13 protein-coding genes are annotated in these 26151 nt (G+C 74.3%); 1 reads left to right on the top strand and 12 read right to left on the bottom strand.

Annotated elements, in window-relative coordinates; genetic code table 11:
* Positions 1-29: 29 nt before the first annotated feature.
* Entirely contained in the window at positions 30-1010 is a 981-nt protein-coding gene (locus BCD49_RS14785; RefSeq protein WP_007517925.1) for a pirin family protein, read from the bottom strand.
* Positions 1011-1134: 124 nt separating this feature from the next.
* Positions 1135-1911, bottom strand: a complete 777-nt coding sequence (locus tag BCD49_RS14780; RefSeq protein ID WP_007517926.1) for an enoyl-CoA hydratase/isomerase family protein — start codon at positions 1909-1911, stop codon at positions 1135-1137.
* Positions 1912-2200: 289 nt separating this feature from the next.
* Between BCD49_RS14780 and glgX the strand changes: the two genes are divergently transcribed.
* A complete protein-coding gene (gene glgX, locus BCD49_RS14775) occupies positions 2201-4684 on the top strand; it encodes a glycogen debranching protein GlgX (protein ID WP_071041579.1) in 2484 nt (827 codons plus the stop codon).
* Positions 4685-4786: 102 nt separating this feature from the next.
* Here glgX and BCD49_RS14770 read toward each other — a convergent pair whose 3' ends face one another.
* From BCD49_RS14770 to BCD49_RS14725, 10 genes are all read right to left on the bottom strand, one after another.
* Positions 4787-7087 (bottom strand): pentapeptide repeat-containing protein, encoded by a 2301-nt coding sequence (locus BCD49_RS14770; protein WP_051466228.1) that lies wholly within the window; start codon positions 7085-7087, stop codon positions 4787-4789.
* A gap of 224 nt (positions 7088-7311) precedes the next feature.
* Entirely contained in the window at positions 7312-9867 is a 2556-nt protein-coding gene (gene glgP, locus BCD49_RS14765; RefSeq protein WP_071041578.1) for an alpha-glucan family phosphorylase, read from the bottom strand.
* Between the two features lie 269 nt (positions 9868-10136).
* Positions 10137-12158 carry an acetate--CoA ligase gene (gene acs, locus BCD49_RS14760; RefSeq protein ID WP_071041577.1) on the bottom strand — a complete coding sequence of 674 codons (2022 nt, stop codon included), beginning with the start codon at positions 12156-12158 and terminating at the stop codon, positions 10137-10139.
* Between the two features lie 184 nt (positions 12159-12342).
* Positions 12343-13206 (bottom strand): hypothetical protein, encoded by an 864-nt coding sequence (locus tag BCD49_RS14755; protein WP_007517931.1) that lies wholly within the window; start codon positions 13204-13206, stop codon positions 12343-12345.
* Entirely contained in the window at positions 13203-14432 is a 1230-nt protein-coding gene (locus tag BCD49_RS14750; protein WP_007517932.1) for a cysteine protease StiP family protein, read from the bottom strand. The genes BCD49_RS14755 and BCD49_RS14750 overlap by 4 nt, the downstream gene beginning before the upstream one ends.
* Positions 14429-15820, bottom strand: coding sequence for a phosphoribosyltransferase family protein (locus BCD49_RS14745; RefSeq protein WP_083401456.1), 1392 nt, complete (start codon positions 15818-15820; stop codon positions 14429-14431). The genes BCD49_RS14750 and BCD49_RS14745 overlap by 4 nt, the downstream gene beginning before the upstream one ends.
* Positions 15820-17013: an HpcH/HpaI aldolase/citrate lyase family protein gene (locus BCD49_RS14740; RefSeq protein ID WP_071041576.1), complete on the bottom strand. Its 1194-nt coding sequence runs from the start codon at positions 17011-17013 to the stop codon at positions 15820-15822. The genes BCD49_RS14745 and BCD49_RS14740 overlap by 1 nt, the downstream gene beginning before the upstream one ends.
* A gap of 382 nt (positions 17014-17395) precedes the next feature.
* Positions 17396-18853 (bottom strand): glycoside hydrolase family 26 protein, encoded by a 1458-nt coding sequence (locus BCD49_RS14735; RefSeq protein WP_007517935.1) that lies wholly within the window; start codon positions 18851-18853, stop codon positions 17396-17398.
* 628 nt (positions 18854-19481) lie between these two features.
* Positions 19482-23966: a hypothetical protein gene (locus BCD49_RS14730; RefSeq protein ID WP_071041575.1), complete on the bottom strand. Its 4485-nt coding sequence runs from the start codon at positions 23964-23966 to the stop codon at positions 19482-19484.
* 491 nt (positions 23967-24457) lie between these two features.
* On the bottom strand, positions 24458-26149 hold the full coding sequence (locus BCD49_RS14725; protein WP_071041574.1) for an Hsp70 family protein: 1692 nt from the start codon (positions 26147-26149) through the stop codon (positions 24458-24460).
* Between the last annotated feature and the right edge of the window lie 2 nt (positions 26150-26151).

Raw genomic sequence — 26151 nt, 5'->3', positions numbered from 1 at the left:
GCGCACCGGAAGCCCGGAGCGTCGCGCGGTCAGCGCCAGGGCGGGGGCGGCGCCGGGACGCGGCCGAGACGGGAGGCCACCGGGCCGAAGCGGCCGGCGCCGTCGCGGTCCGCCCACTGCTCGGACGCCGCGGTCAGCTCGGCGCGCGAGCGGCCGACGAAGTTCCACCACATGACGATCGGCTCCTCGAACGGCACGCCGCCGAGCAGCAGCACCCTGGTCGGTTCGGTGGCGTCGAGCGCCAGCTCGTCGCGGCCCGCGCCGAGGTAGGCGAGCTGGCCGGGCCGGGCCACCGGCTGGGCGCCGGCGGCGGGGGCCGAGCCGTTCCCGACCCGCGCCGCGCCCTCGGTGACCACCAGCGCGTACTCGAAGTCGGGCCGCAGCGGCAGGACCACCCGGCCGGGCCGCAACGCCAGGTCCGCGCCCACCAGCTCGGTGTCGCGGCGAGCCGGCGAGGCCGTCCCGGCGAGCTCCCCGACCAGCACCGTCGCGACGGCGTCGCCGATCTCGACGCGCGGCAGCTCGGCGTGGTGCTCGAAGGCGGCGGGGCCGTGGCGGGTGGCCTCCGGCTGCGCCACCCAGAGCTGGACGCCGTGCAGCGCGCCGCGGTAGTCGGTGCCTTCCTCCGCGTGGACGACGCCGTGGCCCGCGGTCATCAGGTTCAGCTGGCCGGGCCGGACGACCTGCTCGGAGCCCAGGCTGTCGAGATGGCGCACCTCGCCCGCGAGCAGCCAGGTGACGGTGTGCAGGCCGGTGTGCGGATGCGGGCCGATGTCGATGCCGCGCGCGCCGGCGGCCGCGTCCGGCGCCACCGCGAGCGGCCCCAGGTGGTCGGCGAAGCACCAGGCGCCGACGGTGCGCCTGGCGCGGACCGGCAGTGCCCGGCGCACCGGGACCGCCCCGACCGTCTGCGACCTGCTCTCGGTGATCTCCACGACCTGCCCGTCGGCCCGGGCTTCCGGCATCCGTGCGACGGGGACGACGTCCGCGCCGGTCACTGGTCCGCTCATCGCCAGCAGCCCCCTCCATGATTCGCGTAGCCAAGATAGTTTCTTACGCAACAACATGGCGAGGGTCGCCGAAAGTTCCCGGGTTGGCGGTTCCCGGACGCTCGGCGCCGCTGGCGGCGACGGTCTATCGGCCGGTGAACTTGGCCTTGCCCGGACCGTTCTGCTGGAACGACTCCATGCCGTTCTTCTGGTCCTCGGTGCCGAAGAGGCCGACGAAAAGGCCGGTCTCCAGCCGTAGCGCCTCCGACAACCCCGTCTCCAGGCCGTCGTCGATCGCGCGCTTGGCGGCCGCCAGCGCGAGCGCTGGGCCGTCGGCGTACTGCTTGGCCCGCCGCACCGCCTCCGCGTAGACCTCGGCCGCCGGGACGACGGCGTCGGCGAGCCCGATCGCCAGCGCCTCCTCGGCCCCGATCTGGCGACCGGAGAAGACCAGCTCCTTGGCCCTGGCCGGCCCGACCAGCCGCGGCAGCCGCTGGGTGCCGCCGGCGCCCGGGATCACGCCGAGCAGGATCTCCGGCTGGCCGACCTTCGCGTTGTCCGCGAGGATCCGGAAGTCGGCGCACAACGCCAGCTCGAGACCACCGCCGAGCGCGTAGCCGGTCACGGCGGCGAACACCGGCTTGGGAATCCGGGCGACGAGCTCGAACGTCTCGGTGAGCTCGGTCGCCCAGCTCGCCATGGCGGCGCGGTCCTGGGCCGCCATCTCCTTGATGTCGGCACCGGCCGCGAACACCCGCTCGCCGCCGTAGATCACGACGGCGCGGACGTCGGCGCGCCGGGATGCCTCCAGCGCCACCTCCCGCAGCTCGGCCGTGAGCTCGGCGTTGAGGGCGTTCACCTTCGGCCGGTCCAGCCGGATGGTCCCTATCCCGTCCGCAACCTCTAGTCGTACGACCGCCACCGGTCGACCTCCTTGTCCCGCCATCCCTGGGCCAGGCGCCCACCACGCGCCCCGGCCGTCGCCCCGGCCTCGCGGGCCCGGCCGCGGCGCCTCCTGTGCCGACGACCATCGCACCGCGCGGCGGCCCGCGCCGGCCCGACGATGGTGACGCATCTCACGGGACCGCCCGAGGCGGGTGCCGGCGCGCCGGCTGCGGGAACGTCAGCATGATCGGCCGACGTGCCGCCGCCCGTCCACAGGCGTCCCGTTCACCCGGACGCGATCAGTGCGTTCCGTTAGCGTCACCGATGTGTCGTACACGTTCGAACCAGGTCTCACGCGCCAGGACCCCGCGCGCCTGCACGTGCTACCCGGCGCGCCGTACCCGCTCGGTGTGCTGCCCGACGCCGGCGGGGTCAACGTCGCCGTGGTCGCGCCGGGCGCCGATGCCGTCGAGTTCTGCCTGCTCGACTCGGACTCGCCGCTGGGCGAGGGCGGCCCCGGCCGCGGCGAGACCCGGTACCGGCTGCCCGAGCGGTGCGGCGGCGTCTGGCACGGCTACGTCCCCGGCGTGCGTCCCGGGCAGCGCTACGGCCTGCGCACCCACGGGCCGTACGACCCGGAGCGCGGCCTGCGCTACAACCCGGCGAAGCTGCTGCTCGACCCGTACGCCCGGCGGGTGACGGGCACGCTGACGCCGAACCCTGCGATCTTCGGATACGCGGACGGCGACCCCTACGGCCACGCGGCCGACGGCCAGGACTCGACGCCCTTCGTCCCGGTCGGGGTGGTCACGGCCCTCCCGAGCACGGCCACCGGGCGCTCCCCCGCGCCAGGCCGGCGCGGCGGGATCGGCGGCCTCCCGGCGGCGGACCCGACCGCCAACCGGCCCGGCACACCGTGGCGGGACACCGTGATCTACGAGCTGCACGTCCGGGGCTTCACCAAGCTGCACCCGGCGCTGCCGCCCGCCCTGCGCGGCACCTACGCCGGCCTCGCCCACCCCGCCGTCCTCGACCACCTGACCGGTCTCGGGATCACCGCCGTCGAGCTGCTCCCGGTACACGCCCACGTCTCGGAACCGATACTGGCCGAACGCGGGCTGACCAACTTCTGGGGCTACAACACCGTCGGCTTCTTCGCCCCGCACCCCGGCTACGCGGCCACCGACGACCCGGTCACCGAGTTCCGCGCGATGGTGGCCGCGCTGCACGACGCCGGCATCGAGGTGCTGCTCGACGTCGTCTACAACCACACCGCCGAGCAGGACGAGCGCGGCCCGACGCTGTCGATGCGCGGCCTGGACAACACCGTCTACTACCGGCTGGAGCCCACCGACCCGCGGCGCTACCGCGACGTCACCGGCTGCGGCAACACCCTGAACGTCACCTCGCCGCACGTCGCGCGGCTGGTCTGCGACTCGCTGCGCTACTGGGTCACCGAGATGGGCGTCGACGGCTTCCGCTTCGACCTCGCGGCGGCGCTCGCCCGCAACCCCGACGGCTTCGACCCGGACGCCCCGCTGCTGACCGCGATCGGGCAGGACCCGGTGCTCGCCCAGGCGAAGCTGATCGCCGAGCCGTGGGACGTCGGCTGGGGCGGCTACCAGGTCGGCGCGTTCCCCGCGCCCTGGGCGGAGTGGAACGACCGGTTCCGCGCGACCGTGCGCGAGACCTGGAGCGGGCGGGCGACCAGCGCCGCCGATCTCGGTTACCGCATCACCGCGTCGTCCGACCTGTTCGACCATGGCGGGCGCCCGCCGTGCTCGTCGGTCAACTTCGTCACCGCGCACGACGGCTTCACGCTGGCCGACCTGGTCTCCTATGAGCACAAGCACAACGAGGCGAACCTGGAGGACAACCGGGACGGCGACAACAACAACCGGTCCCGTAACCACGGCGTGGAGGGGCCGACCGACGACCCGGTCGTGCTGGAGCGCCGCCGACGGGTGCGCCGGGCGATGCTCGCGACGCTGCTGCTGTCCGCCGGGGTGCCGATGATGGTCGCGGGCGACGAGCTCGGCCGCTCGCAGGGCGGCAACAACAACGCCTACTGCCAGGACAACCCCGTCTCCTGGCTCGCCTGGCCGACGGCGCGGTCTGGCGGGCGGCCCGGCCGATTCGGCGGCGGCTGGTGGCCACGGCGCGCGGAGCGGGCCTCCGGCGCGGACAGCACGAACGGCGCGAACGACTCGAACGGCGGCGGGGAAGGCGCCGACAGCGGGCCGGGCAACGGGAACGACGGTGCTGGTCCCAGGGGTGCCAGCGCCGGCCCGCTGGCGTTGGAGGCACCGGCGCCCGACCCGGCCGGTGAGGACCAGGGCCTGCCCGAGCTGGTCTCCTGCCTGCTGGCGCTACGCCGGGCGTCACCCGCGCTGTGTCGAKGGCAGTTCTTCCACGGCGGCCAGTCCAGTGACACGCACCGCGCCGACATGACCTGGTTCCTCGCCGACGGCACCCAGATGTCCGACGCCGACTGGAACGCGCCCAATCCGGCCACCGTCGTCGCGTTCATCGCCGGCGACAGCCTCACCTGGCTCGGCCCGGACGGAACACCGGCAACCGGCGACAGCCTGCTGCTCATCCTGCATTCCGGCGAGGAGGACGTCGACGTCCACCTCCCCGGCGCCCCCTGGGCGTCCCGCTACGACCTCATCCTCGACAGCGCCGCCACCGACCTGACCGGCCTGCGCACCGCCGTCGAGGATCCCCGCTGGCCCCTGGCCACCTACTCCGCCGGGGGGACCCTGCGCGCGAGCTGGTCCTCCGTCGTCGTCCTACGCGCCCACCGCTGACGGATCGGGCGGCGGCGTCTCGTCGATCCCCAGGCGCCGCGCGCCGTTGGCGAAAGCAGCGTTTCCCCGCCCGCTCCACCACAGCGGCCGAACTCCTGAAGGTCAGCCGCGGAGCACCGGTTCCGCCTCCGGGAGGCGGCGGATGGCCGGAACGTGACCGTCGAGCTCGCCGGCCTCGAAGCGGACACCGTTCATGAGCCACCAGAACGCGCCGTCGCTCGTGGGGCCGGCGAGCAGGTACGAGCCGTCAGCCAGCAGGGCCGCCCATCCCTCCGGCAGGCCGACCAGCGTCGCCAGGACGCGCCCGTCCGCGGCGTCCCACAGCCGGATCGTCCCGTCGTCCCCCGCGGAGACGACGCGGGTGCCGCCGGGGCAGAAGGCGACCGACCCCACCGAGCCGGTGTGCCCGGACAGCTGGCGCAGTTCCCGCCCGTCCGCCGCGTCCCACAGCCGCACCGTACCGTCGCTCCCGGCGGTCGCGAGGCGGATGCCGTCCGGCGAGAACGCCAGCGCGCGCACCCTCGAATCGTCCCGGCCCGGGAGGGTGCGCAACGCCCGGCCACGCGCCGTGTCCCACAGCCGCACGGTCCCGTTGTCGCCCGCGGCGGCGAGGCGAGCTCCGTCCGGCGAGAACGCCAACGCCCATACCGGCCACTCGAAGCCTTTGAGCCTCCGCAGCAGCCGACCGCTCGCCACCTCCCACAGCCGCGCCTTCCCATCGCTGCACCCGGCGGCGAGGCGGGTGCCGTCCGGCGAGAACGCCACGTCCCACACACTGAAATCGCCGCGGCTCACGAGCGTCCGCAGCAGCCGACCGCTCGCCACGTCCCACAGCCGCGCCGTCGCGTCGGACCCGTTCGTGGCGACGCAGGCGCCGTCCGGCGAGAACGCGAGCGTGCCGACCCCGCCGGGGCCACCGTCGAGGTGGTACCGCTCCCGGCCGCTCGCCGTGTCCCAGACGCGCATCGTGCCGTCGGATCCGGCGGAGGCGGCCAGGGTCCCGTCGGAGGACAACGCCGCGTCGCGCACGGCGCCTGTGTGGCCGGCCAGCCGATGTAGCTGATGCCCGCTGGCGAGGTCCCACAGCCGCACGGTGCCGTCGTCCCCGGCGGCGATGAGGCGGTCGCCGCGCGGGAAGAGCGACACCGCCAGGACTGCGCCGTTGTGAGGGGTGAACGTACGCAGTAGTCGGCCGGTGGCCACCTCCCACAGCCGAGCCGTCCCGTCGTCCCCGACGGTCGCGATCGTCATGCCGTCCGGCGAGAACGCCACGGCGGACGTCTCCTCGGACTGGGTCGCGAGCTCGCGGATCTCTCGTCCGCCGGCCGCGTCCCACAGCCGAGCCGTCCCGTCCTCGTCTCCGGCGGACGCGAGGAGGGTGCCATCCGGCGAGAACGCGACAGCGGTGACGCCGGAGGGGTGGCCCGTCAGCCGGCGGACCTCGCGGCCGCTTGCGACCTCCCACAGCCGAACCGTCCCCTCGTCCCCTCCGGTGACGATCTGGGCGCCGTCCGGCGAGAACGCGACCGACCGCACCGCGAAGCCGCCGTCACCGAGCACGTGCAGCCGCCGCCCGTCGGCCGTCTTCCACAGCCGCGCCGTCCCGTCGTACCCGGCGGCCGCGACCACGGCCCCGTCCGGCGAGAACGCGACCGACACCACCGAGCCGGTGTGGCCGGTGAGCTCATGCGCCTGCCACCCGCTGACGACCTCCCACAGCCGCGCCGTGCCGTCGTCGCCGGCGGAGGCGAGACGGGTGCCATCCGGCGAGAACACCACCGCCTGCACGGATCGCCGGTGACCGGTGAACCGGCGGATCTCGCGCCCGCTGGTCACGTCCCGCAGGCTGACCGTCGCGTCGGGCCCCGCCACGGCGACCAGCGCACCGTCCGGCGAGAACGCCACCCCACACGCGAGGGAGTCGTCGCAGACGAGCTGGCTCAGTTCCCGCCCGCTGGCCACATCCCACAGCTGTGCCGCCCCGCCACCGGAGGTGGCGAGCACGGCGCCATCCGGGGAGAAGACGACCGTCTCCAGCATCGCGGGTGCCCCCGCAGTGACGAGCCGGATCTGGTCGCGGCCGGCGACCGCCGCGTCGGCCAGCTCGCGGCTGACCAGCATGGCCGGGTCGAGCGTGCACGACAGCAGCGCCGCCCGGCGGAGCCGCGCCCCGGTGAGCGACGCCCCCGTCAGGTCGGTGTGGATCAGCCGCGCCCCGCTCAGGTCCGCTCCGGTCAGGTCCGCGCGGGCGAGAGAGACGCGGTCGAGCACCGCGCCGGCCAGGACTGCCCCGCGCAGGGTGGCCCCGGCGAGCGTCGTGTGGATCAGCCGCGCGTCCCGCAGGTCCGCGCCGGTCCAGTCGACACCGGCGAGATCCCGCCCGAACAGCTCAGCACCTTGCATATCCACGTCATCGCCCCTTGTGACGTCCCAGCCACCGTGCGGGAATTCTCGACGCGGATCTCGGGCATGCGCAGTCGTGGAGATGACGCCGCGTCCGGACGAGCGGTGTCCGCCGCACGACGGGCAGTGCCCGATCCGGCGGGCACCCCGCGGAAACGACCGTGCCCGGGCCGACATGGTCGGCCCGGGCACGGGAACGTGACTCGGCGGTCAGGTGGCGGTGATCAAGGAGTGGTGATCAGGCCGACCTCGGCGGAGCTGGCGAGGAGGGGGTGGGCGGGCAGGACGTTGACGGTGTAGCCGAACGGGCCGGTGCGCGAGAGCGGGATGGTGCCCTCGAAGCGGTGGCCGCCGCCCTCGGCGTCGCCGGCGGGGTGCAGGTCGAGCGTCGCCGGGTCGAGCAGCCGGTCGGTCTCGTCGACGCGGCCGTAGGACGCCCGCACGACGACGTCGGACGCCGCCAGCTGGCCGAGCTCGACCGTGGCGCGCACGACGAGCTCCTGGCCGACCTGCGGGGTGTCGCCGAGGCCGGTCGAGTCGACGTTGACGACCCGCACGCCCGACCAGGCCGAGCGCACCTTCGCCTTCCAGCCCGACAGGCCCCTGGCGCCGCCGAAACCGTCGGCCGCCGCCGCTCGCGCGGACACCCCGGCGGGGACGTAGTACTTCTCGACGTACTCCTGGACCATCCGGGTCGCGAGCACCTTCGGCCCAAGGGTCGACAGGGTGTGGCGCACCATGGCGGTCCAGCGGCGCGGCACGCCGTCCGCGCGGTCGTAGAACCGGGCGGCGACGGCGTTCTCCAGCAGGTCGTACAGCGCGGCCGACTCGATGCTGTCGCGCCGGTCCGGGTCCTCGACGCCGTCGGCGGTCKGGATCGCCCAGCCGTTCTGGCCGTCGAACATCTCGTCCCACCAGCCGTCCCGGATGGACAGGTTCAGGCCGCCGTTGAGCGCCGACTTCATCCCGGACGTGCCGCAGGCCTCCAGCGGGCGCAGCGGGTTGTTCAGCCACACGTCACAGCCCGAGTAGAGGTAGCGGGCCATGCCGATGTCGTAGTCCGGCAGGAAGACGATCCGGCGGCGCACGGCCGGGTCGTCGGTGAACTGGACGATCTGCTGGACGAGCTGCTTGCCGCCGTCGTCGGCCGGGTGGGCCTTGCCCGCGATGACCATCTGGATCGGCCGCTCGGCGTGCAGCAGCAGCCGGGTGAGCCGGTCGCGGTCGTGCAGCATGAGCGTGAGCCGCTTGTAGGACGGYACCCGGCGGGCGAAGCCGATGGTCAGGATGTCCGGGTCGAAGACGTTGTCCACCCAGTCGAGCTCGCCGGCGGCGGCGCCGCGGGCGAGCCACGAGGCACGCAGCCGGCGGCGCACCTCGGCGACCAGCCCCTCGCGCAGCTCCCGGCGCGTCGACCACAGCACCTCGTCGGAGATCTTGTCGATCTTCGCGAAGCCCTGGCCGTCCGGGGAGAGCAGCGGCGGCTCCGAGTCGCGGTCGGCCAGCTCGATGAGCGTCCGCGAGACCCAGGTCGGCGCGTGCACGCCGTTGGTGACCGAGCCGATCGGCACGGCGGCCGGGTCGAACCCGGACCACAGGCCGTTGAACATCTCCCGGCTGACGATGCCGTGCAGCGCGCTCACGCCGTTGGAGCGCTGCGCGAGGCGCAGGCCCATGTGCGCCATGTTGAACATGTTCGGGTCGGGCTCGGCGCCCAGCGCGAGCACCCGCTCGACGGGCACGCCGTCCCAGGCGTTGTCGCCGCCGAAGTGCCGGGCGACCATGTCCTTCGGGAACCGGTCGATGCCAGCCGGGACCGGCGTGTGCGTCGTGAAGAGCGTGCCCGCGCGGGTGGCCTCCAGGGCCTCGTCGAAGCTCAGCCCGCCGGCGGCCAGCTCGCGGATCCGCTCCAGCCCCAGGAAGCCCGCGTGGCCCTCGTTGGTGTGGTAGACGTCGGGCGTCGGCGCGCCGGTGACCTCGGAGAACACCCGCAGCGCCCGGACCCCACCGATGCCGAGCAGCATCTCCTGCAGCAGCCGGTGGTCGGTGCCACCGCCGTAGAGCCGGTCGGTGACGCCCCGCTCGGCTGGCTGGTTGTCCTCGACGTCCGAGTCGAGCAGCAGCAGCGGGACCCGGCCGACCTGCGCCTTCCAGATCTGGGCGTGCAGGGTGCGGCCCTCGGGCAGCCCGACGGCCACCTTCTGCGGGACGCCGTCGGCGTCGGTGAGCTGGGTGAGCGGCAGGCCGTGCGGGTCGATGCCCGGGTAGCGCTCCTGCTGCCAGCCGTCCCGGGACAACGACTGGACGAAGTAGCCGGCGCGGTAGAGCAGCCCGACGCCGATGATCGGCACGCCGAGGTCGCTCGCGGTCTTGAGGTGGTCGCCGGCGAGGATGCCCAGGCCGCCGGAGTACTGCGGCAGCACCTCGGTGATGCCGAACTCCGGCGAGAAGTAACCGATCGCCGACGGGGCGCCGGGAAGATTCCGCTCCTGGTACCACAGCCGAGCGTTCAGGTACTCCTGAAGCTCGTCGAAGGCGTCGGTGAGCCGGCGCAGGAAGCGGCGGTCACCGGCGAGCGCGACCAGTCGGCCGTGGTCGACCTCGCCGAGCAGGCGGACCGGGTCACCCTTCGTAGCCCGCCATAGCTCGGGATCAACAGACTCGAAAAGGTCAAGCGTCTCCGGGTGCCACGACCAGCGGAGGTTCATGACAAGGTCGGCGAGCGGAGCCAGCTGCTCGGGAAGCTGCGCGCGGACGGTGAACCGTCGGAGTGCTCTCACGAAGACGTCAGCCTAGACAGTGCTCGTGAACTGGCCACGCCCGGGTCTCACCCTTGGGTTACCAACAAGAAAACCCTTCGACATCACGGGTGAAATGGGACACCGATGCTCCGATAGTGCCCCATTCCAGACCGTGTTGACATTTACACCTTCGAGCCATCGCGCGGCACCGCCGGCCCGTCGCCGCTCGCGGCGACGCGTGTCAGCGGCGGAGCGGGGGCGCGGCGGGGAGCGGGCCGAGGCGCCGCTCGCCTCGACCCGCTCCCGTCCTACTTCTCGTCCGCGTCGGCCTCGGCGACCTTCGTCGCGAGGGCCGCCATCACGGCGGGGTCACGCAGCGTCGTCACGTCACCGAGCGCACGGCCCTCCGCGACGTCCCGGAGGAGCCGACGCATGATCTTTCCGGACCGGGTCTTCGGCAGGTCGTCGGCCCAGATGATCCGCTTCGGCCGGGCGAGCTTGYCGATCCGGGTGGCGACGTGGTCACGCAGCTCGGCGACCATGGCGTCGTCGCCGACCCGGTCGCCGGCGAGCGTCACGAACGCCACGATCGCCTGGCCGGTCTGCTCGTCGGCCTGGGCGACGACCGCCGACTCGGCGACCGCCTCGTGCGCCACGATCGCCGACTCGACCTCGGCGGTGGACAGCCGGTGCCCGGAGACGTTGATGACGTCGTCGATCCGGCCGATGATCCAGAAATAGCCGTCCTGGTCGAGCCGAGCCGCGTCGCCGACGAGGTAGACGGTCGGGCCGAACCGGGAGAAGTACGTCTCGACGAATCGCTCGTCGTCCTTGTAGAGGGTGCGCAGCATCGACGGCCACGGTTTGGTGACGACCAGGACCCCGGTGCCCTCGGAGATGGGCCGGCCGTCCTCGGACAGCAACGCCGGGCTGTAGCCGGGCAGCGGCCTGGTCGCGGAGCCCGGCTTCGTCGGGGTGACGCCCGGGACCGGGGAGATCATGATGGCGCCTGTCTCGGTCTGCCACCACGTGTCGACGACCGGGCAGCGCCCGCCACCGATCACCTTGTGATACCAGAGCCACGCCTTCGGGTTGATCGGCTCGCCGACGGTGCCGAGCAGGCGCAGCGAGCTCAGGTCGTGCCGGTCGGGGTACTCGGCGCCCCATTTCATGCACGCGCGGATCGCGGTCGGCGCCGTATAGAAGACGGTCACCTTGTATTCGTCGATCAGCTTCCACCAGACATCGAAGTCCGGGTAGTCCGGCGCGCCCTCATACATCACGCTGGTAGCGCCGTTCGACAGCGGGCCGTAGACGATGTAGGAGTGGCCGGTGATCCAGCCGACGTCGGCGGAGCACCAGTAGATCTCGGTCGCCGGGTCGATGTCGAAGACCGTGCGGTACGTGTAGGTCGCGCCGAGCAGGTAGCCGGCCGTGCTGTGCAGGATGCCCTTCGGCTTCGCCGTCGAGCCCGAGCTGTAGAGGATGAACAACGGCGCCTCGGCCGGCATCGGCTCCGGCGGGCAGACCGGGTCCGCCGCGGCGACCAGCTCCTCATACCAGACGTCCCGGCCGGGCGTCATCGGCGCGCGCTCGCCACCGAGGCCCGCCGCGCCCACCGCCTCCACGACGATGATGTGCTCCAGGCTCGCCAGGTCGCCCATCTCCGCGTCGACGCCCGCCTTCACCGGCGCGGTGCGGCCCTTGCGGCGCGCGCCGTCGACGGTGATGAGCACCTTCGCGTCGGAGACCTCCATCCGCTCCTTCACCGCCGACGGGGCGAACCCGCCGAAGACGACGTTGTGCACCGCGCCGATCCGGGCGCAGGCGAGCATCGCCGCGGCGACCTGCGGGATCATCGGCAGGAAGATGCCGACGACGTCGCCCCGGCCGACGCCGAGCGAGCGCAGCCCGTTCGCGACCCGCTGCGTCTCGTCGAGCAGGTCGGCGTAGGTGATCGCGCGCCGCTCGCCCTCCTCGCCGGCCCAGTGGAACGCGACCCGGCCGCCGTGGCCCGCGGCGACGTGCCGGTCCAGGCAGTTCGCCGAGACGTTGAGCTCCCCGTCCTCGAACCACTTGTAGAACGGCGGGTTCGTGTCGTCGAGGACCTCGGTGAACGGCCGGTCCCAGTTCAGCAGCTCGCGCGCCTTGGTGGCCCAGAAGGCGACCGGGTCATCCGCGGCGGCGGCCACGTCGGCGCCGACCGGATGGCGACGGGTGAAGCCGGCCGGCGGATCGAAGTTCTCCACCGCGAGCAGCCGCTCCAGCTCCGCCTCGAGCGTGCCCGCGACCCTCGCCGGCCTGGTGTCGGTCTCGTCGGTGGTGCTCACGCGTCCTCCTACGTCGTCGAGGGAGTCGGACCGCCCGTTCCGGCCCGGTCCGTCTCTACCACGGCGGTGAACGTCGCGTCGATCGCCAGTGCGCCGGGCGGCACGGGCCAGGCGGCCAGCGGCACAGGTCCGGTCGACGGCGGACCAACACGGTGCCAGGCGGTACCACCCGCGCGGCAAGCGGTCATGGCTGGGGCACGGGTAGGGCGGGGAGACCGTCGACGAGGCCAGCGAGGTGGGCGAGCAGCTCCTCGCCGGCGAGGAGACCGGGCGCCGCCGTGACGTGCAGGTTGGGGGCGGTCCAGTCGCGGTCGTGGAGCTCGCCGTGGGCGGGGCGGACGGCGGTGTCGGCCGCGAGCAGCATCGGGGCGTCCAGCAGCGAGTCGCCGGCGGCGGCGACCCGGTCGGCGCCGGCGCGGCGGGCCACCTCGGCGAGCGCGGCCTGCTTGGTGAGCGCGGCCGGGACGAGGTAGACCTTGCGGCCCTGCACGGAGACGGTCCAGCCTTCGGCCTCGACCTCGGCGGTCACCTCGGTGAGGTCGGGGATGCCGTCGCGGTCGTAGGCGACCAGGTAGACGAACACGTCGTCGGCGACCCTGGTCAGCCGGCACCAGCCACCGGTGGCGAGCCGCCCGGCGACGTCGAGCATCGCGGCGAGCGGCGCCCCGGCGCGCAGCCTCTCCGCCACCGTGGCGGCCCAGGCCGGGTCGGGTTCGCCGTCGACGAGCAGGTGACCGCCGTTCGCCGCGACGGCGTAGGCCGGCGCGACCCCGAGGTCGACCCGGCGGTACTGGCCGAGCGTGCGGGTCGTCACCGGCACCAGCACGGCGCGGCCGGCGAGCTCGGCGACGCTGGCGAACGCCGCCTCGGTCATGAACGCCGCCGGTTCGCCGTCGAGGTGCTCGACGGTGACCAGGGGCGGCTCGGCGGCGCCCTCGGGCAGCCGGAACGAGCGCCGCGAGAAGATCAGCGTCTGGTCGAGGTCGCACGCCACCAGCCACCGCGGCGCCGGCGCGGCCTCGCCGGCCGCGGCCTCCGGGAGCGTCACTGGCCAGCTTCGGTGGCCGGGCGGTACCGGGACTGCGGGGTGTGGAACTCCGGGGTCTCCCCGTCGGCGCGTACCGGGCGGACGAGGCCGACGCAGGAGAACGGCAGGCCGGGCATCTCCTCGACCGGCACCCCGCGCGCCTCGGCGAGGGCCAGCACGTGCGCGAGCTCGTCGGCCCGGCCCGGGGCGATCAGCACCCGCCACGGCACCCGGCGCAGCAGCACCCGGGTCGCCTCGCCGACGCCCGGCTTCACCATCGCCACGTCGGGGATGTCGTACCGCTGCGCGATCCGCTCGACGGCGGCCCAGCCCTCCCAGGTCGGCGTCCGGTCGCCGGCCCACAGCCGCGGCCAGGTCTCGGCGACCTCGTCGGCGACGTCGGCGAACCGGGCGACGACCGTCTCGACGAAGTGGCGGGACAGATCGTGCGGTTCCAGCTCGCGGTAGTACTTCGCGCCGTGGAAGTCGTCGGGGCCGATGTGCTCGGCGTTCAGCACCGTCCGGCTGACCAGCCCACTGACCGTGGAGTTCAGGCAGGCGCTGGGGATGAGGAAGTCGTCGCGGGTGCCGTAGAGCGGCACGCACCTGGCGGGGTCCGCGAGCACCGCCAGGGTGTCGTCGAGGCCTAGCGGGACGACTGTCTCGGTGAGCACCCGGGTCATCACGCCCTTGCCCGTCCAGCCGTCGACGAACTGCAGCGCGGCCGGGTCGTGGCGGTCGGTGAGGTGGCGGACCGCGTTGAGGTCGACCCCCCTGTCCTTGATCACCGAAATCGCGTAGTGCGGCACGTCGAGGCCGTAGCGGAAGGCGTACCAGCGGCGCATCAGGATGCCGATCGGCGTGCCGGCCCGGGCGATCGAGACCAGCACCGGCGCGGGCTTGGCGACCCGGACCAGCTCGGAGACCAGGCCGGCGGCGAGCGCCACCCGGGTCGCCGAGCGCTCCAGGGCCTGGCGGTAGAGCGCCAGGTAGCCCTCGTCCGGCTGGTACTCGACCGGCAGGTCCTCCGAGTAGTGCCGGCCGCGCTGCATGTCCTCCTCACGGTCCTCGGTGGGCCGCTCGAGGGCGACGGCGGAGAGGTCCTTGAGCAGGAACGTGACGTCCGCGGGGTGGTAGGAGCCGGAGCCGATCGTGCCGGGCAGGCCGGCGCCGGGCAGCGCGTCCGGTGGGACCGGGCCGGCCGCGGGCCAGCCGGCGGCGGGCGTCGTCGAGGTGCTGGCGGTCATCGGGCGGCCGCCGGTACGAAGGACGGCAGCGTGACGACGGTGACCGGCGCGCAGCGCCGCAGCGCCTCGACCAGGCCGGCGGGCCGTGYCGCCCCCTGCGCGCCGGCGCCGTCGTCGGTGCCGTCGTCGACGACCACGACGATGTCGTCGTAGCGGCCGGGCGCGACGTTGTAGACCTGGCTGACGCGGCCGGGGTCGTCCGGCGCCGGGAACTCCAGCGCGCACCGGATCGCGTAGCCGGGCACGTCGAGCGGGTGCACCGGTGAGCGGGTGGTCGACTGGTAGCGCACGTCGCCGCCGGTCGCCCGGCCGAGCGCCGCGGCAAGCCGCATCGGGGTGTACATGAGCTCCTCCGTCCCCAGCACGAGCGTCCGCCCGCCCGGCTCTGCCAGCCGGTCCGCGATCGCGGCGGCCACCTCTCCGACCGTCTGGTCGAGCAGTCCCCGATGGCGCGGCGCCCAGCCATGCCGCCCGCCGTCGGGCAGCTGGGCCGGCCAAGGCGGGCGCAGCCACGTCACCGGTCCTGGCGGGCCCGGCGGTGCCGCCGCGAGGTGTCCAGGCGCGTCACGCTCAGGCCCACCGCGTTCAGGCTCACCGCGCTCAGGCGCGCCATGGCGTTCGCGCAGCGCCCGGGCCCGGTCTGCCACGTCGGGCGGCACCGCGACGGTCGCGGACACGAGCGAGACCACGTCGACGGGCACGCCCAGCTCGGCCGCCAGCTCGTCGAAGCGCGCCCGCGCCGCCGCCGGCCGCGCGTCCAGCAGCGTGGCCACCGTGTAGGCGGGGCGCCAGGCGAGCGCGTGCATCGCCCGGATGGTGCCGAGCGCCGTGTTGCCGGTGGACAGCTCGTCGTCGACGAGCAGCAGCGGGCGGGGGTCGGTCAGCAGCCGCGGGTCGGCGGGCAGCAGCCAGTGGTGCACGGCGTGCGAGTGCGCCTCGGCGAGCTCCAGCTCGGAGCGCATCCCGGCGACCGCGCGGCGCGTGGTGTGCAGGTAGTCGGCGCCGGCGAAGCCGTCGGCCACCGCGTGCCCGAGGGCGGTCGCCGTCTCGCAGTAGCCGAGGACGAACGGCGCGTCGCCGGCGCGGCCGACGGCCGAGATGTCGCGCGCCCTGGCGGCGAGCGCGGCGGCGGCGCCGAGGGCGACCTCGGCCGGGACCGGCAGGTGCTTGCCGAGCACCCGGCTTACCAGCAGGTGCGCCCGGCGCGGGTTGCGCCGCAGCGCCAGGCCCACGACGGCGCGCAGCCCGGCGCCGGTGACGTCCTCGGTCACCTCGGCCGCGAGGCCCAGCGCCTCCCACAGCCAGCCGTCGTCGTCCCCGCCGCCCCCGGCCGGCAGCCACTCCTCCACGGGAGACCCGGCCGCCAGGTCGGCGGGTACCGGCGGCATCAAGCCGCGACCGTCTGGCTGGCCGCGAGCACGTCGACGAAGGTGTGACCCTCGCGAAGCACTCCGAAGGCGGCGGCGCGCCTGGTCACCGTCTGCGCCCAGATCCGGTGCGGGCGCAGCTCGTTCATCTTGTTCGCGTAACGGCTGGGCTGGACGCCGCCCGCATCGCCGGCGAGCACTATCTGCGCGTCCTCGTACTCCTCGTGGGTGACGACGTAGAGGGCGTGGACGGCGGAGACGTGACTGGGATGGATGACGGTCTTGCCGATCAGGCCGTTCGCCTTGTCCAGCACGACTTCCTTGATCAGGCGGTCGAGGTCGGCGGAGACGAGATCCTGGCGCAGCGCGGGGCCCTGGACGTCCGAGTCCGCGAGGTCCGCCGTGGCGAACGGGGTGACCCGCAGGGTGCTGAGGAACAGCCGCTCGGRCTGGGCGAAGTACTCCCAGACCGGCCCGGTGACGACGTGGTCACCACCGCGCGCGCAGACGTTGACGATGTCGGCGATGCAGTCCCGCACCACGGCTATGTCGTAGATGGTCAGGTCGCGGTCGCGGCGCAGCCCGTAGAGCCCGGACAGGTCGGTGGCGCCCAGCCGCACCGCCAGCACATGGTCGGCGTGCTTGTCGACGAGACGGCGCACCCCACGCAGCGTGTCCAGCCGGGTCTCCCGGTAGATGACCTCGGGGCTTTCCAGCACGGGCATGGCCCACAGGGGACGGCCGATCGTGTCGCCGGCCCGCAGCACCGCCTCGAGCGCCAGCTCGCCGCTGTCCTCGACGAACTTCGGCAGCACGAAGCCGGCGAGCACGTCCGCCGCCGCCGGTGAGAGCCCGGCCACCAGCGCGGGGATCTGCTCGGCCGCGCGCACCCGCACGAACAGCAGGCCGGAGTCGCCACCGACGCTCGGCGGCTCGTCGCCCAGCTCGTTGAGGGCGCGCACCACGTTGGCCTGCGCCGCCGCCACCTCGTGGTCGGCCACCGCGTCCTCGAGGCAGAGCACCATCGAGGCGACGCCGGCCGCCGCCTGCCGGCGCACGTCGTCCGCGAGCCGCGGCCGGGTCCCGGGGGCGTACAGCGTCGCGCCGAGCGCCGTCGCGACCATCCGGCGGTCGCCGTCCCGGGCGATCTCGGTCGGCGGCAGATGGAACAACGCACCACTGACCGCCGAGTCGAGGAAGGCGAAGTGTCGCACCGCAGCGGCTCCTTCTATCTCGACGGGCCTCGCCTCTGGGCGCGCGGCTCGGCGACTGCCCGCCGGGACGCGCTCACGCGCCGCCGGACCTGCGAGAACGTCCGACGCGTCGGACCGTACCTTCCAGAAGGGGTAGATCGCTGGGAAACGTCCTACTGACGCCTTTCAGACATTTGTCCGTAATGCCCACGTTCCATACCGGGCCGGTTCAACCGGTTACGGACCCGATCGGCATGCGCCCAGCCGCCCTCCGCCACAACACATCGATCATCAATGGCTACTTTCCGCGACGGCGCGATCCCGTCACAGCCCCCCGCGCCTCCGCCAGAACCCCGCGAGCCGGCCCGTCGCGGACGGGCCGGCTCGCGGAGCGGAACGGCGGCTAGACCCCGCCGTCCCAGAGCTTCTTGTACTCGGCGGCCGAGTTGGGGTTCTGCCCACCGTTCAGGATCGTGGAGCAGACGTTCCCCGGCATCGGGTCGTCGTAGTAGGACTCGTAGCCCATGACGTCCTTGTTCGCGACGAACGTCTCCCACATCTTCTTGATGTAGAGCGGGTTGTCGCCGCCGGGGTTACCGGAGCAGGACGTGACGCCCCACTCACCGACGGAGAGCTTCTTGCCGTGGTCCCTGGCCATCTTGGCCGCGTAGCAGAGCCCGTTCGGGTCGTTGCACTGCCGGTCGAACGTGGCCTCGTCGGGCGACGGCGGGAACATGTCGTACGGGTCGATCCCGATGTAGTCGACGTACTCGTCACCCGGGTAGGCCGGCCAGGGCGTGCCCCCGTTCGGGACCGGCGAGTTGTGCGCGTTGAAGGTCCAGTCGATCTTTATGTTCGGGTCGGTGGACCGGATCGCGGTGGCGACGTTCTGGAAGCACTTCACCCAGTTCGTCGGGTCGGCGTCGACGTGCCAGTACATGAAGTCGCCGTTGAACTCCCAGCCGATCCGCACGATCGAGTCGCCACGGTTGTGGTTCACCAGGAAGGTGCCGAACCGCTTCCACTGATCGTTGTAGGCCCCGGTCGCGCACTCCGCGTTGTTGCCGACCCCCTCCGGGTACAACGGCTGGCTGATCACCAGCTTGCCGGGGAAGTTGGCGAAGTCGTTGACCGGCCAGCTCGGCTCGACGATCGGGTCCCAACCCTGCTCACGGACCGTGAACACATGGGCGAGGTCGACCTGCCGGCCTCGCCAGCTGCCAAAGTCCAGGTAGGGCTGCATCTCGTTCGCCGGGTGGACGCCCGACATCCACGGAAGGCCGGACAGCTTGCCGGCGGTGTCCAGCTTGCTCGTGTCCGCCGGCGCCTGGGGGGCGGGAGCGGTCGATGGCGTGACCGTCGGAGCCGGCACCGGCTCACCCACGGCCAGCTGGCCGGTGGCCTTCCGCTCGCCCTGCGAGGCGGTCACCGACACGTTTCCGGCGAAGCCGGCCGGCACCTGGAACCCGAGCAGGAAACGACCCTCGCCGCCGGTCTTCATGGTGGCGGAGCCGCCGAGCTGGTCGGTGACGGCGTCGATCTTCACGTCTTGGGAGGGCAGGAAGCCCCGACCCCCGACGAGCACGATGTCGGTGTCGAACAGCACGATCGCCAGCGCCGGCACGCCGGGCACGGCGCTGCTCTGCCCGCCCTGGTCGAGCGGCGTCGCGGCCGCTGACGGCGTGGCCGCCGGCGTGGTCTCCGCCGGCGTGGTGGCCGCCGAGGCGGCCGTCACGCCGGGCACCAGCACCGCCAGCAACGCGACGGCGAACAGGCTCGCCAGCGCGGCGAGCGCGCGTCGGCGGGAGCGCCGCCGACGGTAGGGACGCCGGATGGGTCCGCCCGCCGACACGGCGGGCATGAAATCGACGGCTCGCTGAACCGGACGGCTCGCCGGAGGGGACGGGCGGCCGTTGTCTGCCAAGGCCATGCGGACGCGCTGCCTTTCGGTTGTGGCGGGCGAGTCGGCGACCGCGTGGGCCGGCCCGTCCTTCCGCCGTGGGCGTGAAGCATCCGGGAGGTGTCGGCGCACGTCGGGGGCGGCGGCGCGCGGCTCCGTCCCCTCCGGAGTGGCCGTAACGGCCCTCCCAAACGGCGCCCGCCACCGTGCCCTGGACGACGTGCCGAATACCGGCGCACCCTCGGATACACGGCATTACTTGATCAGATGCATGGTAATCGCCGCGCCGAGGCCAGCGACAGCGCCCACCGGGAAACACTTCCGGACATTCTGGGACGCCTGTCCGCATGTGCGTCGCGATTCCGACAAATAGGCGCCAACCGCCGCCAGAGAACGCCGCGCGACCTACATTCGATCTACCAGGACACAACGACTAGGCCGTTGGTACCCCCACTCAAGGAGCACGCCCGCCGACCGGCCCGCTGGTCGGCGGCCCCTGCCGGCGGGCTCTGCTGGCAGGGGACACGGACCAGCGGTCCTCGGCCAGCGGTCCTCGGCCAGCGCGTCGACGCTGACGCGGTGAAGGCCCTTAGCCCACCACGAGCGCGTCGTCCGCTGGATGCTCCACCACGACCGGGTCCTCCGTGCCGTCGGTCACAGGCAGCACCCTGATGCCCCAGGGCAACAGAGCACCGTCGAGACGGACCTCCATCGTCCGGGTGCCCCGCTCGGTCGACGGCGCGAGCCGGGCGAGCGCCTGACCCTCGGCGAGCTCGGCTGGCGGAAGGGTCCCGGGGCGGGCGACGAGCACCAGCTCGGGCACGGCGCCCCCGCTGCGGACCCTGACCCGCAGGACGCGCCGCCGCCAGCCGGCCCGCGCCACCGAGTAGGCGACCCAGGGCTCCCCCGAGCCGCCCTCGGGCGGCTCGTCGGCCAGATCGTCGTCCGCGTCCTCGTCGGGTTCCGCGGCCATCTCCACACCGTCGTCGAACTCGTCGCCGGGATGGCCGGCGGCCGGCGGCGCGGTGGCGGGGTCCGTGAGCTCGGCCGGCGGCGAGACGGCCAGATTGTCCTGGTACTCGCCGCGACTCGACGACCCGGCACCGTCACCTTGCTGGCCGTCCGGGCCGGCCGGGGCGAACAGGCCGCCGTGCATCGCCGGCAACGTCCACCCGGGCCGCGGGCCCGGCGCCGGGCCGTTCGCGGGCGGATGCCAGGCGGGCAGGGCGAGCGCCGGAAAGTGCCCGTCCAGGCCAGCCGTGTCCGCCGGAGCCGCGGGAATCCACGGCGGAAGGGTGGCCGGGCCCGCCGGGCCCTGAGCCGAGGCTGGCGGGCCCTGAGCCGGAGCTGGCGGGCTCGCCCAGCCCGCCGCGCCCGGCCACCCGCCCGCCTCGGGCGTTGACGAGGGCGGGGGCGACTGGGGCGACGGTGCCGGTGGCCGGGGGGGCTCCTGGCCGGGCTGGGTCTGTGCCCCCGGCCTCGGCACGACGGGTAGCCCGGCGCCCGCGGTCGGCGGGTTCACCATCGGCGGCAGCGGCCCGGCGGGCGCCGCCGGGCCCCGCGACCCAGCCGGCCCCCCCAGCCCGGGATGCGGAGCCGACCCCGGCCCCGCTCCCCACAGCGACACGGGCGGCGGCGGCCCGGGCAGAGGCGGACCCGGCATCCCCGCCGACGACATCGCGGCAGGCGGCGGCATGGACGGCGTCGCGGCCTGGGACGGCGCGGACGCCTGGAGCGGCGCGGGCGGCATCGGCGCGGACGGCGACCTCGGCGCCGCTCCCGAGGGTGACCCAAACTGCGCGCTGGCCGCCTGCTGCATGGCGGGCGCATGCGGCGCCCCACCGGGACGGGGCGGACCGGGAGGCATCCCCGCGGCCAGCGCCGGGCCGGGGGCTGGCATCGCGTCGGGGTGCTGCGCCGCGTGACCATGCGCCGGTACCACCGGCAGCGCCGAGGTCGCGGGCGGCACGGGCAGCGCGGCGCCGACGGGAGACGGCACCGGAAAGGCCCCGGTGGGCGTCGGCAGCGCCCCGGTGGGCGGACCGGGCGGCAGCGGCGTGAGATAGGACGGCTCCGGCGCGGCCGGGGCCGCCGGCACGACCATCGGCCCCGTACCGGCGAGGCCGGCCGGATGCGGTGCGGCGGGCGCCCTGGCGAGCAGCTCGGCGCCGGCGGCCGCGGCGCGCGGCTGGCCGTTCACGCGGAACACCGGGAAGCAGGACACGTAGTACGGCCAGCCGTCACGCGGCGCGGCGAGCCGCCAGCCGCCACCGCGCAGAGCCAGACCCGCGGTGGTCACCGTCGCCGCCGAGGCCGCGGGGTCGTCCGGGCTGGTCGGCATCCGGTCGCGCCGCCACAGCACCCTGGCCTCGGTGAGCCCCGGCGCGAGCCGGAAGAACAGCACCAGCTCGTCGCCCCGGTCCTCGGCACGCAGCTCCGTGACCCCGCCGGGGGCCACATGCTGGACCGGCCGGCCGACGACGCCCCGGCCACCGAGCACGCTGACCGGGGTGTAGATCACCGGCCCGGCCGCGGCCGAGTCCAGCAGCCGGCCGCGGCGGCTCGCGCCGACGAGGCGAGCGGGGCCCGTGGCGGTACCCAGCGCCAGGTCGGCGTTCTCCTGGCCCAACGGACCGGCCGCCGCGGATGGCTGCGTCGGGTACCGGCCGCCGGACGGCGCCATCGTGTCCGGCAGCACGCCCGGCGTGGCGTAGATCCGGACGTCCGACCCGGGCAGCGCCGTCCAGCGCAGCATGGTCTCGCCGGCCGCGAACGCGACCGACAGGTCGAGGACCGGCCGGGGCCGCAGCGCCACCGCGACCGAGGCCTCCACGCCCGGTGTGCGGGCGGGCGAGCCGTCCGCCTCGACGTACTCCACCGAGAGCCGGTACCGGTAGGTGACACCTGGCTGCACGTCCGGATCGGTCAGCACCCCGCCGCTGACCCGCGTGTGCCGGACCGAGCGGTCCACGTCGCGAGCATCACCGGTGGGCAGCGCGAGCCCCGAGGTGKGCGGCCCGGCGGCCCCGTCGTCGAGGGCCTCCATCGGGTCGACCGGATCGATCGCCTCGACCGCCCGCTCGACGGTCACCAGTTGAACGGGGCCCTCCAACCGCCATGTCAGCCGGACGCCGTCCGCGGTCTGCTGGGCTCGAAGCCCCTCGACGTCCCGGCTGAGGACCACCGGCACGGTCCGCGCAACCGGCGAGTAGCGGCTGCCGGAGACCGCCGTCACCTCGTAGTACACCGGCGTCCAGGCGGGCGCGCCGGCGTCGGTCAGCTCCGTGGCGGTGGTGGTGCCCAGAGCGAAGCGGGCCGGCGGGGCGCCGAGCGTCCCGGCGACCACCCGGTCCACCCGGAACGACACCGGCGTGGCCGTGTCGGCGGTCCGCCAGCGCAGCAGCACCGCCCCGCTGGCACCCGGGGAAGCACTCCCCGCCGGCGCCACGAGCAGGTCGACCGGCGCCGCGAGCGGGAGAGCGGCCAGCGCCGCGAGGGCCTCCGGGCTGTCGGACGCGCTCGCCAGCACGGCGACGAGCGCCGCCTCCCGCGCCGCCGGCGGCAGCGCGAGCGCCGCGTCCACCCGCCGGCGGATCATCGCCTGCGCCATGGTCAGCTCTTCGAGGACCTCGGCGGCGACCCGGCCGTCCGGGCCGGGCACGTCGGCCGCCTGCGCGACCAGCCACCGGGCCCGATCCAGCGCCGCCTCGGCCCGCCCGGCGCCGCGGTCGTCCGCGAGCGCTCGCCAGCCGGCGTCGGCGGCGGCGAGGGCCGCCGCCACGCGCGCGGCCAGCTCGTCGCCGGCGGCGACGGCGGGAGCGCCGACCGCGGCGAGCGCTGGCCGCGCCCGGCCGACCGCCTCGGCCGCCTCGGCCGGCCGGCCGTCGTCGAGCGCGCGGCGGATCGCGGCGAGCGCCTCGGTCGCGTCCCTGGACTGGCGCACGCTCTGCCCGCACTGCCGGCAGACGACGGCGGCCGCCTCGGTAAGCCGCCCGCAGGTGGGGCAGACGATGTAGAGATCGGTGTCGCAGTATCGGCAGACCCGGACCTCGCCGACAGGCTCCGGGCGCCCGCAGCCCGGGCAGACGACGAAGTCGACCGTCGCGCCGGTGCTCACCGGGACGCCCAGGTCGCGGGCGAGGCCCAGCACGACCGACCTGACCTGGGCCGCGGACAGGCCGCGGCCGGCGCCCAGCGCCCGGCGCATCAGGCCTTCGAAGGCGACCGCGGTGATCTCGCCGTCCAGCAGGACGTGCTCCTCCACGGCGGCGCGCAGCTCGTCGGCCGCGTCGGCGAGCAGGCCGGCGGTGTAGGCGGCTGGATCACCCTCGAGCAGCCGGCCGCGGACCAGGGCGAGCAGGTCCGCGGTGACCGTCTTCTCCCGGTCGTGCGGCCGGCGGGCGTTCACCGCCGCGACCGCCTCGTAGGCGGCCACGAGCCGGGCCGGCGGGCCGTCCGGCGCCACCCCGAGGAAGGCCCACAGCGAGGCGGTCGAGGCGTGGTCCCCGCGGCGCAGTGCCCGCAGCTCGTCGAGCCGGTCCCGGATCTGGCCACGCGCGTCGGCGGGCAGCGGCGCGACGCCCACCCCGGCGGCGTCGTCGATGAGCCGCTCCCTGGCGAGGCGCACCTCGAAGCGCTCGCCGGCCACCCCGGCCTGGGCGGCGAGCCGTCGCAGGCCCTCGACCCTGGAGACCGGGATGCCGCCGAACCGCTCGCGCACCGTGGCCAGGTAGCCGTCGACCTTGGCCAGCCGCTCGGTGTCGCCGTCGCGGCGGGCCTCGACGACGCGCTGGCGCGTCCGTTCCCGCGCCTCGGCGTCGCGCAGCGGCGCCTCCCACTCCGCCCGGCGGCGGACCAGCTCGGCGGCGAGCGTGGCGTACTTCGCCGAGCTGCGCTCCCGCTGCAGGAACGCGAGCACCCGGGCGAGCCGCGCCTGCACCTCGGCGTCGGTGTCGCCGCCCTCGGGATCGAGGTCCGCGACGAAGAACGGGTCGTCGAGCCGCAGCGGGGAGCGCGCGCGCAGCACCGCCAGCACCCGCTGGCGGTAGCCGCTGCCGTCAAACGCCGCGCTCACGCCTCACCTCATGTAAACGCCGTGCCGAGCGAGCGAGCGCCAGCCGCCCGTACATCCACCACCGTCAGAACCGAACGGGCAGCCGTTCACGGACGGGATCTCGTGATCGCGCCGTCACCACCGACCAGGCGGCATCACACGACGACGCCAGGTCGGCCTCCCCAGCCGCCAGATCCATACGCCACCCAGGTTACGGACCGGCCCGAGCCGCCGATACAACGGGTTTCCAGGCGTCGACCCCGAATCGGGCCAGCCGCACCAACCCCACTCGGACGCCGCCTCACCCGCCATTCCGGTCTTGATCGGACATCGAGGAACGGACGCCGCACCGATCCGGACGCCACACCCATCGGGCGCACGGATCCGGACGCGCCGATCCGGGTGCATGATCCGGACGCGCGGGGCAGGCCGGCCTCGCATCCCCGTTTCGCGTCCTGGGACCGGCACCGGCTCTGCCCCGGCGTCGACCTGACTCGGCGGCGGGACGGGGACTACTCGCGGCGCTCGATGAGCTTGCCGACCTTCTCGGCCTCGGCGGTGCGCAGCGCCTCGCTGCCCACGCCGGCGGTGACCCGCAGCACCAGCGGCTCCGGGGTACCCGGGTGGGTGGCGCGCACCTCGATCGTCTGGTCGCGGCCCATCACGAAGCTCACCTCGACAGGTGTGCCCCTGGAATGGCCGGACGGAATGCCGCGCAGCGCGTCGGCGACGATGACCTTGTTGTCCTCGATGACGGGCGACGCGACCGCGGTGCCCTGCTCGAAGACGCGGATGTCGACCTCGGTCTGGTCGTCGGTGACGGTATAGAAGGTCCTGGTCACCGAGATCGGCAACGGGTCGTTCTGGTGAGCGAGGAACGCCGCCACCGGCCGGCCCCGGTCTTCGGCGAAGATCCCGAAGCCGCGCGACGTGACGTTGGTGACGGTGGTGCGCACGAGGCCGGCGACCGCCGCCGCCGGCAGGCCCACCTCCCCCGCCCGCTCGGCCGCCGCCGCGGCGATGTCGGCGTCCGAGGCCGCGGTGAGATCGTCGTCGGCCCCGATCCGCCCCGCCTTGACCAGGTCGTCGTGGACGGCACGTTCCAGGGCCTTCTTCTGGCCGTAGACCGCGGCGCCCTTGGCGACGGCGAGATCCGGGTCGACCAGCTTGCAGACCAGGCCGAACTCCTCCGCGAGCCGCCGCGCGACCGCCGGCGACTTGCTCATGCCGCCGACGAGCAGGCAGGTGTCGATCTTCTCGACACCCTTCTCCCTGGCCCGGTCCAGGACCGAGCGGGTGAGCTCGACGGTGCGGTCGAGCAGCGGCTTGGTGAGGTCCTCGAACGCCGCCCTGGTCAGCTGCACGCTGGTGCGCCGGCCGCCGTGCACCACGAGCACGTCGACGCTCTCCCGGCCCGACAGCGCGAGCTTGGTGTCCTCCGCGGACGTGAGCAGCTCCTGCTCGTCGTAGACGTCGTCCAGCGGGTCGCCGGCCTCGGGCTGCGCCTCCACGAACCGGCGGGCGAGATGGCGGACCAGCTCCAGGTCCCAGTCGGCGCCGCCGAGCTCGTGGTCGCCGTCCGTGGCCACGACCGTGATGCCGCCCTCGCGCAGCCGGATCACCGTCGTGTCGAAGGTGCCACCGCCGAGGTCGTAGACGAGGACGGTCGACTCCGCCGCGCCGTCCTGGGCGAACCCGTACGCGAACGCGGCGGCGGTCGGCTCGTTGATGATGTCGACGACGTTCAGCCCGGCGAGCTCGCCCGCCAGCTTGGTCGCCTTGCGCTCCTCGTCGCCGAAGTAGGCGGGCACGGTGATGACGACGTCGGTCACCGGACCGCCGGTGGCTCGCTCGGCGTCGCCGACCAGCGCCTTGAGCACGAGGCTGGAGACGGCTGCCGCCGTGTACTCGACGCCGTGCGCGACGAACCGCCAGTCGGACGTGCCCATGTGCCGCTTGACCAGGCTGGCCACGTCGTCCGGCCGGATCCGCAGCTGCCGCTTGGCCTGCGTGCCGACCACGAACGAGACCTGGCTGTCGGCGCCCTCGTCGAACAGCACCACCGACGGAGTGGTCGGCTGCGACTCGATGTTGCGGATCACGTCCGGCCGGCCGTACTCATCCAGCCGGGCTATACACGAGTACGTCGTGCCCAGGTCGATCCCGAAGACCTTGGCGYCCCGGGCGCCGTTGCCCTCCGCCACGC

Origin of the sequence: Pseudofrankia sp. EUN1h (genome assembly GCF_001854645.1) — a bacterium.
Lineage (GTDB): Bacteria > Actinomycetota > Actinomycetes > Frankiales > Frankiaceae > Pseudofrankia > Pseudofrankia saprophytica.
This window is presented reverse-complemented; position numbering and strand designations above follow the sequence as displayed.

Excerpts from the sequence above, each read along its gene's own strand:
- BCD49_RS14785 (WP_007517925.1), bottom strand. The coding sequence starts at position 1,010 with ATGAGCGGACCAGTGACCGGCGCGGACGTCGTCCCCGTCGCACGGATG.
- BCD49_RS14770 (WP_051466228.1), bottom strand. The coding sequence starts at position 7,087 with ATGCAAGGTGCTGAGCTGTTCGGGCGGGATCTCGCCGGTGTCGACTGG.
- BCD49_RS14750 (WP_007517932.1), bottom strand. The coding sequence starts at position 14,432 with ATGACCGCCAGCACCTCGACGACGCCCGCCGCCGGCTGGCCCGCGGCC.
- BCD49_RS14735 (WP_007517935.1), bottom strand. The coding sequence starts at position 18,853 with ATGCCCGCCGTGTCGGCGGGCGGACCCATCCGGCGTCCCTACCGTCGG.